Source organism: Phenylobacterium sp. (assembly GCF_004799395.1).
Lineage (GTDB): Bacteria > Pseudomonadota > Alphaproteobacteria > Caulobacterales > Caulobacteraceae > Phenylobacterium.
This window is the reverse complement of record NZ_SSMZ01000249.1, coordinates 1-6,657: the sequence shown is the minus strand read 5'-3', so window position 1 is coordinate 6,657 and position 6,657 is coordinate 1. Positions and strand designations below refer to the sequence as shown.

At 70.4% G+C, this 6,657-nt stretch carries 7 protein-coding genes; 5 read left to right on the top strand and 2 right to left on the bottom strand.

Annotated features, from left to right (window positions below):
• On the bottom strand, positions 1-572 hold a 572-nt coding region (locus tag E8A12_RS15890), incomplete at its 3' end, for an undecaprenyl-diphosphate phosphatase (protein WP_293370550.1).
• Between the two features lie 130 nt (positions 573-702).
• Here E8A12_RS15890 and E8A12_RS15885 point away from each other — a divergent pair.
• The gene (locus E8A12_RS15885; RefSeq protein ID WP_293370549.1) at positions 703-1,872 is read left to right on the top strand and encodes an aspartyl/asparaginyl beta-hydroxylase domain-containing protein; all 1,170 of its coding nucleotides are present in this window, start codon (positions 703-705) and stop codon (positions 1,870-1,872) included.
• On the opposite strand, the gene E8A12_RS15880 is transcribed toward E8A12_RS15885, so the two are convergent.
• A complete protein-coding gene (locus E8A12_RS15880; RefSeq protein WP_293370547.1) occupies positions 1,869-3,035 on the bottom strand; it encodes a citrate synthase in 1,167 nt (388 codons plus the stop codon). The genes E8A12_RS15885 and E8A12_RS15880 overlap by 4 nt on opposite strands.
• A gap of 97 nt (positions 3,036-3,132) precedes the next feature.
• Between E8A12_RS15880 and E8A12_RS15875 the strand changes: the two genes are divergently transcribed.
• From E8A12_RS15875 to queG, 4 genes are all read left to right on the top strand, one after another.
• Positions 3,133-4,218 carry a citrate synthase/methylcitrate synthase gene (locus E8A12_RS15875; protein ID WP_293370545.1) on the top strand — a complete coding sequence of 362 codons (1,086 nt, stop codon included), beginning with the start codon at positions 3,133-3,135 and terminating at the stop codon, positions 4,216-4,218.
• Positions 4,219-4,262: 44 nt separating this feature from the next.
• Entirely contained in the window at positions 4,263-5,219 is a 957-nt protein-coding gene (locus E8A12_RS15870; protein ID WP_293370543.1) for a cation diffusion facilitator family transporter, read from the top strand.
• 72 nt (positions 5,220-5,291) lie between these two features.
• The gene (locus E8A12_RS15865) at positions 5,292-5,984 is read left to right on the top strand and encodes a glutathione S-transferase family protein (protein WP_293370541.1); all 693 of its coding nucleotides are present in this window, start codon (positions 5,292-5,294) and stop codon (positions 5,982-5,984) included.
• A partial coding sequence (gene queG / locus E8A12_RS15860; RefSeq protein ID WP_293370539.1) for a tRNA epoxyqueuosine(34) reductase QueG occupies positions 5,965-6,657 on the top strand: 693 nt, incomplete at its 3' end. The genes E8A12_RS15865 and queG, both read left to right, overlap by 20 nt.

Genomic DNA, 6,657 nt, shown 5'->3' with positions numbered 1-6,657 from the left:
GCCAGGAAGAAGGAGAACTCGGCGGCGGCCCGCTTCTCGACGCCCATCAGCATGGAGCCGACGATGGTGGCGCCCGAGCGGGATACGCCGGGCATCAGCGCCAGGCACTGGAAAAGGCCGATGATCAGCGACGTGCCAAGCGGCAGCGCGAGCGGGTCCTGCCGTGTCGGATAGGGCGCGAAGCGGTCGATCAGCAGCAGCACGAAGCCGCCCAGGATCAGGGCGATGCAGATCACCTTGGGGCTTTCGAACAGGACGCCCTTGATGATGTCGTGCAGGGCCAGGCCGGCGATGGCGGCGGGTATGAAGGCCACCAGGACGCTGAGCGCGAACTTCTGGGCCCGCGCGTCATAGGGCAGGCGGACCACCACGCTCCAGAGCCGCCCGAAATAGAGCACCACCACCGCCAGGATCGCGCCCAGCTGTATCAGGACCGTGAAGGTGTCCCAGAAGCCGTCGGGCAGGCCCAGCGCCTGCTTGGTCAGCAGCAGCATGCCCGTCGAGGAGACGGGAATGAACTCCGTGAGCCCTTCGACCACGCCCAAGATGATCGCGTAGATCCAGTCCGCCATGACGCTCCCCCGACGCTCCCGTTCAGGAATGCTGAACTATGGTGAAGAAGGCGTTTACCGCCTTTCTGCCCTCGCCGCCTCGAATGGCGGTGTATATCCATCCGCAGGCCAGCGTCTTGGGGATTTCTGCATGACTTCGGCGGACAGCCGCCAACCGGACCTGAGCGCCGCGGTCCAGGCGGCGCTGCAGCGCGGCGACCGGCAGGGCGCGTTGGGCCTGGTGCGCGAGGCCGAACGGGCGGCGCCGCAGGACAAGGCGCTGAAGATGCAGCGCGCCATGGTCTGCCGGGCAGTGGGCGACCTGGACGGCGCGCTCGACGCGCTGGACGAAGCCCTGGCCATCGACCCCTACGAGTTCGTGGCCCTGCTCTCGAAGGGCGCCCTGTTGGAGCGGACCGCCGGCGAGCGCGCCGCCGCGACGGCCTACAGGAACGCGCTCATCGTCGCGCCGCTGGAGGAGGAGCTGCCGCCGGCGCTGCGCGCGCCCACCGCCCGGGCCCGCGAAGTGGTGGCCAGGACTCGCGAGGCGCTGGAGGCGCATCTGAAGGCGCGCACCGATGCGGTGAAGACGGAGGTCTCCCACGCCACCCGCCGCCGTTTCGATGAGAGCCTCGGAATCTTCTCCGGTAGAACCAAGGTCTACGTCCAGGAACCGCTGCTGCTCAACTATCCGCGGCTGCCGGCGATCCCGTTCTACGACCGGTCGCTGTTCCCCTGGTTCGAAGACTTGGAGGCGGCCACGGACATGATCCGCGGCGAACTGGAGGTCGCGCTTGAGGCGGCCAAGGGCGACTTCGCCCCCTACATCGCCTACCCGAAGGGGACGCCGGTCAACCAATGGGGAGAGCTCAATCACTCCCCGCGCTGGAGTTCGCTGCACCTGTGGCGCGACGGCGTGCGCCAGGACGAGGCCTGCCGGATCTGTCCGAAGACCGCGGCGCTGCTCGAGACCCTGCCTCTCTCTGACCAGCCGGGCTACGCGCCGACGGCGATGTTCTCGGCCCTGGACGCCAGGACCCACATTCCGGCCCATACCGGCTCGACCAACGTGCGCCTGCTCTGCCACCTGCCGCTGATCTTGCCCGGCCCGGCGCGCTTCCGCGTCGGCAATGAGACCCGCGAGTGGAAGATGGGCCAGGCCTGGGTGTTCGACGACACCATCGAGCACGAGGCCTGGAACGACGCCGACGAACTCAGGGTCATCCTGATCATCGACGTCTGGAATCCCTTCATCGACGAGGGCGAGAAGGCGCTGGTCCGCGCCTTGCTGGCGGCGCGCAAGGAATTCTACGAGAGCTAGCCGAACTCCGGCTCCGGCCCGACGTATCTCGCCCGCGGGCGGATCAGGGTGTCGGCCTGACCCTGCTCGATGGCATGCGCGATCCAGCCGGCGCAGCGGGCCACGGCGAAGAGGGCGAAGGGCGCGTCCGCCGGCAGTTTCAGCGCCTCGCACCCGGCCACTAGGGTGAAATCGACGTTGGGCGCGAGGCCCGTGACCGCCTTCACCGCCTCCTGCAGCGCTTTCAGGTCCGGCGGCGGCGTGAACCGCTCCAGAAGCGCGGCGGCGCGCGGATCGTCGTCCGGATAGAGCATGTGGCCGAAGCCCGGCAACAGGCGGTCCTCCACCAGCCGGTTGGCGATGGCCCGGCGCGGGCCGAGCTGGGCAGCCTCCGCCGCGAAGGTCCTGACCGCCGCCGTCGCCCCGCCGTGTCGCGGCCCCGAGAGGGTCGCCAAGCCCGCCAGCGCCGAGGCCGACAGCGAGGCGCCCGTGGAGGCCGCCACCCGGGCGGCGAAGGCCGACGCGTTCAGCTCGTGGTCGGCGACCAGCACCAGGACGCGCCGGATCAGGTCCGCGCCGGGTCCGCCGGGGCCCAGACCCCAGGCCAGCGCCAGGCGGTTGTGGATCGCCCCGCCCCAGGCCTCGCCGGCCACCGCGTCGGTGAGCACGTCCAGCAGGGTCGCGGCCTCCACCGCCAGCACCAAAGGGTGGCGGCCCCGCGCGGGCGGATCGGACCCCGCCCGCTGCGCCAGGGCCAGATAGGCCCGGGTGCGCATGTCCGGATGCTGCGGCGGCTCGGGCCGCTCGGTGCGCTTCAGCGCCGCCCCGTGGCCGCCGCGGAGCAGGCGCGCCACCGACTCGAGGGTCTCTGTGTCAGCCAGGCGGATCGCGTCCCGGCCGCGGTAGAACAACCGCCCGCCAGAGACGGTGGTGATCTCGGACGCCAGCACCGGCTCGCCCCAGGCGATGGCGCCGGCCGCCACCTCCGAGACCTTGCGGCTGCGGGATTTTCGCTGAGCGAGCGCGGTGATGTCGGCGGCGCGATAGAGGCTGCGGCGCGGATCCCGCGGGTCGGCCCGCGTCTGCACCCGCCCACGGCTCACATAGGCGTAGAGCGTCTGCGGGCGCACCCCCAGGCGATCCCGGGCTTCCTCAGCGGCGATCCAGTCGGCAGTTGCGGCCATATGTTGATTACATTGATCAAGATTGACGAACTCAGCTTGAGGGCATTTCTGACGCCGAGCAAGCAAGGATTTGGGCAAGCCGGAACTGGAGACCGCCATGTCGGATGGATTGGAAGACGTCGTCGCCGCGGACACCGTGCTGTCGGAGGTCGACGGCCAGGCGGGGCGCCTGATCATTCGCGGCCGCTCGCTGGACGAGCTGGCCGGCCGCACGACCTATGAGCAGGTCACGCACCTGTTGTGGGACGGCTTCTTCGACAACCTGCCAGCCGACCTGGCCCCGGCCCTCGCCGCGGCTCGGGTCGAGGTGTTCGCCGAGGTCTCGGCCCTGGACACCGGCCTCCTGGACCGGACGCCCATCGAGGGCATGCGGGCGCTCACCGCGCGCCTGGCCGACGGCGACGACCTGAAGGTCGCCCTGCGCCTGGTGGCCGCGCCCGCCGTCTTCACCGCCGCGGTGGTCCGCGCGCAGGCCGGCGAGGCGCCGGTCAAGCCCGACCTGGCCCTGAGCCACGCCGCCGACACCCTTCGCATGCTGCGCGGCAAGCCCGCGACCCACGCCGAGGTCGAGGCGCTCGACACCTATCTGGTCACCGTCAGCGACCATGGCCTCAACGCCTCGACCTTCGCCGCTCGGGTGATCGCCTCCACCCGCGCTGGCCTGACCTCGGCGGTCCTGGGCGGGATCAGCGCGCTCAAGGGGCCGCTGCACGGCGGGGCGCCCGGTCCGATCATCGACATGCTCGACGCCATCGGCCAGCCGGAGAACGCGCGGGCCTGGATCGAGGAGGCGCTGGACCGCGGCGACCGGCTGATGGGCTTCGGCCACCGGGTCTACCGGGTCCGCGACCCGCGCGCCGACGCGCTGAAGGCGGCCGTGCGCAAGCTCACCGAAGGCTCCAACGCCATGCCCGGCCGTCTGGCCTTCGCCGAGGCCGTGGAGAACGCCGCTCTGGCGATCCTCAAGGAACGCAAGCCCGAGCGGTCACTGCAGACCAACGTCGAGTTCTACACCGCACTCCTGCTGGAGGCCCTGGCCTATCCGCCGTCGGCCTTCACCTGCGTCTTCGCGACCGGCCGGGTGTCGGGCTGGATCGCCCACGCCCGCGAACAGCTCGCCGGCGGCCGCCTGATCCGGCCCCAGTCGCGCTACGTCGGGCCCATGCCCCGGCGGGCCGCGTAGCCCACCCTCCCCAAGACGGGGAGGGAAATGGTAGGTCATGGCCCATGACCGACCTCCATGGCCTGACCGCGCAGCAGACCGCCGCCCTGACCCGACGGGTGACGCTCTTTTCGGTGGCGACCGCCGCGATCCTGGTGGCGATCAAGATCGCGGCATGGCTGGCGTCGGGCTCGCTGGCGCTCCTGGCGTCGACCGCCGATTCTGGCCTCGACCTCCTGGCCTCGCTAACGACCTTCTACGCCGTCCGCTTCGCCGTCACCCCGCCGGACGCCGAGCACCGCTACGGCCACGGTAAGGCCGAGGGCTTCGCGAGCCTGCTGCAGGCGGGGCTGGTCTTCGCCTCCGCCGCCCTGATCGCCCAGCAGGCCATCGGCGACCTGATCGCGCCCAAGCCGATTCAGCAGAGCGGCTGGGCGCTGGCGGTGATGGGCGTCTCCATCGTGCTGACGGCCCTCCTGATCATGGCGCAAGGGCGGGTGCTGAAGCAGACCTCGTCGGTGGCCGTCTCCGGGGACCGCGCCCATTACGCCGCCGACTTCGCATCGAACCTCGTCGCCCTCATCGGCATCGCCGCCACGGCCTGGCTGGGGATCGCCCGGCTGGACGCCATCGCCGCCCTGGTTATCGCCGCGATCCTTCTGTGGGGCGCCATCGGCGTCTTCCGTGAGGCCTCCGGCCAGCTAATGGACCACGAACTGCCTGACGAGGTGCGCGCCCGCATCGTCGACCTGATGACCGAGGATCGCCGCGTGACCGACGTCCACCAGCTGCGCACCCGCGCGGCAGGTCCCTACGTCCACGTCCAGATGCACGTCGACCTGGACCCCGACCTGACCCTGGAAGCCGCCCACCAGGTGATCGTCGCCGCGGAGAATCGGGTGCTGGCCGCCTTCCCGGCGGCGGATATCATCATCCACGCCGATCCGCGCGGCCGGGCCGAACCGCACGGCGGGGCGTTCGCTGAGGCTCATCCCGCCGAACCTCACCCCGCCAAGGCGTAGTAAACGGCCCCTTAACGCGTGAGGCGTCCATTGGGACCTGACGATTCGACCCCCGCTTCGCGTTAGCCGGACATGAGCCTCGAGCGCATCCTGCATCACTTCCCGCTCGACCCCGCCTCGCGCCAGGTGCGCCTGGTGCTGGGCGAAAAGCGGCTGGCCTTCACCGAGGTGCAGGTCCGCTACTGGGAGCGGCCGAAGGACCTGACGGCGATGAATCCGTCCGGGATGATCCCGGTGCTGGAGGAGACTGACACCAATCTCGGCCGCCACCTGGTGCTGTGCGAGGCCCGCGCCATCCTCGACCACCTGGAGGAGACCGTGCCTGAGCCGCCGCTGCTCGGCCGCGACGCCGGCGAGCGGGCCGAGGCGCGCCGGCTGCTCACCTGGTTCGACCGCAAGTTCGAATACGAGGCCGGCGGCTACATCCTGCACGAGAAGATGGAAAAGCGCCTCCTGGGCATGGGCGCTCCGGACCTGAACAACCTGCGCCAGGGCCGCGATGGCCTGCGCGCCCATATGTTCTACATCGACAAGCTGTTGCAGGAGCGGGAGTGGCTGGCTGGCCGCCGCCTTTCGCTGGCCGATTTCGCGGCCGCCGCGCACCTGTCGGTGATCGACTATTGCGGTGACATGCCCTGGACGGACTTCCCCGCGGTGAAGACCTGGTACATGAAGCTGAAGTCCCGGCCGTGTTTCCGGCCATTGTTGGCCGACCGCTGGCCGGGCCTGACCCCCGCCCGGCACTATGACGACCTCGACTTCTGAGACGCCCGAAGAGCTGATCCGCCCAGAATCTCAGATCAGGGCGGCGGCGTTGCGGCTTGGCTTCGACGCTTGCCGCTTCACCCAGATCCTCGACGCCTGGCCGGCAAGCGGGCGCCTCGCCGAATTCATCGCGGCCGGACGTCACGGCGAGCTGGGCTGGATGGCCGAGACGGCCGAGCGCCGCGCGCACCCCAGGGCCATGTGGGCCGGCGCCCGCTCGGCCATCGTCCTGGGGATGAACTACGGTCCAGATCGCGACCCGCTGGCGATCCTGGCCGACCGCGACCGCGCCACGATCAGCGTCTACGCCCAGGGCGATGACTACCACGAGCTGATCAAGGGCCGGCTGAAGGCGCTGGCCGGCTGGCTGCAGGCGCGCTTCGGCGGCGAGCTGAAGGTCTTCGTCGACACCGCGCCGCTGCTGGAAAAGCCGCTGGCCGAACAGGCGGGACTCGGCTGGCAGGGCAAGCACACCAACCTGGCGAGCCGGGAGTTCGGCTCCTGGCTGTTCCTGGGCTCGATCCTGACGACGCTGGACCTCGCCTCCGACGCGCCGGAGGTCGACCACTGCGGCTCCTGCCAGGCCTGCCTGGACATCTGCCCGACCAAGGCCTTCACCGCGCCCTACCAGCTCGATGCGCGCCGCTGCATCTCCTACCTGACTATCGAGCTG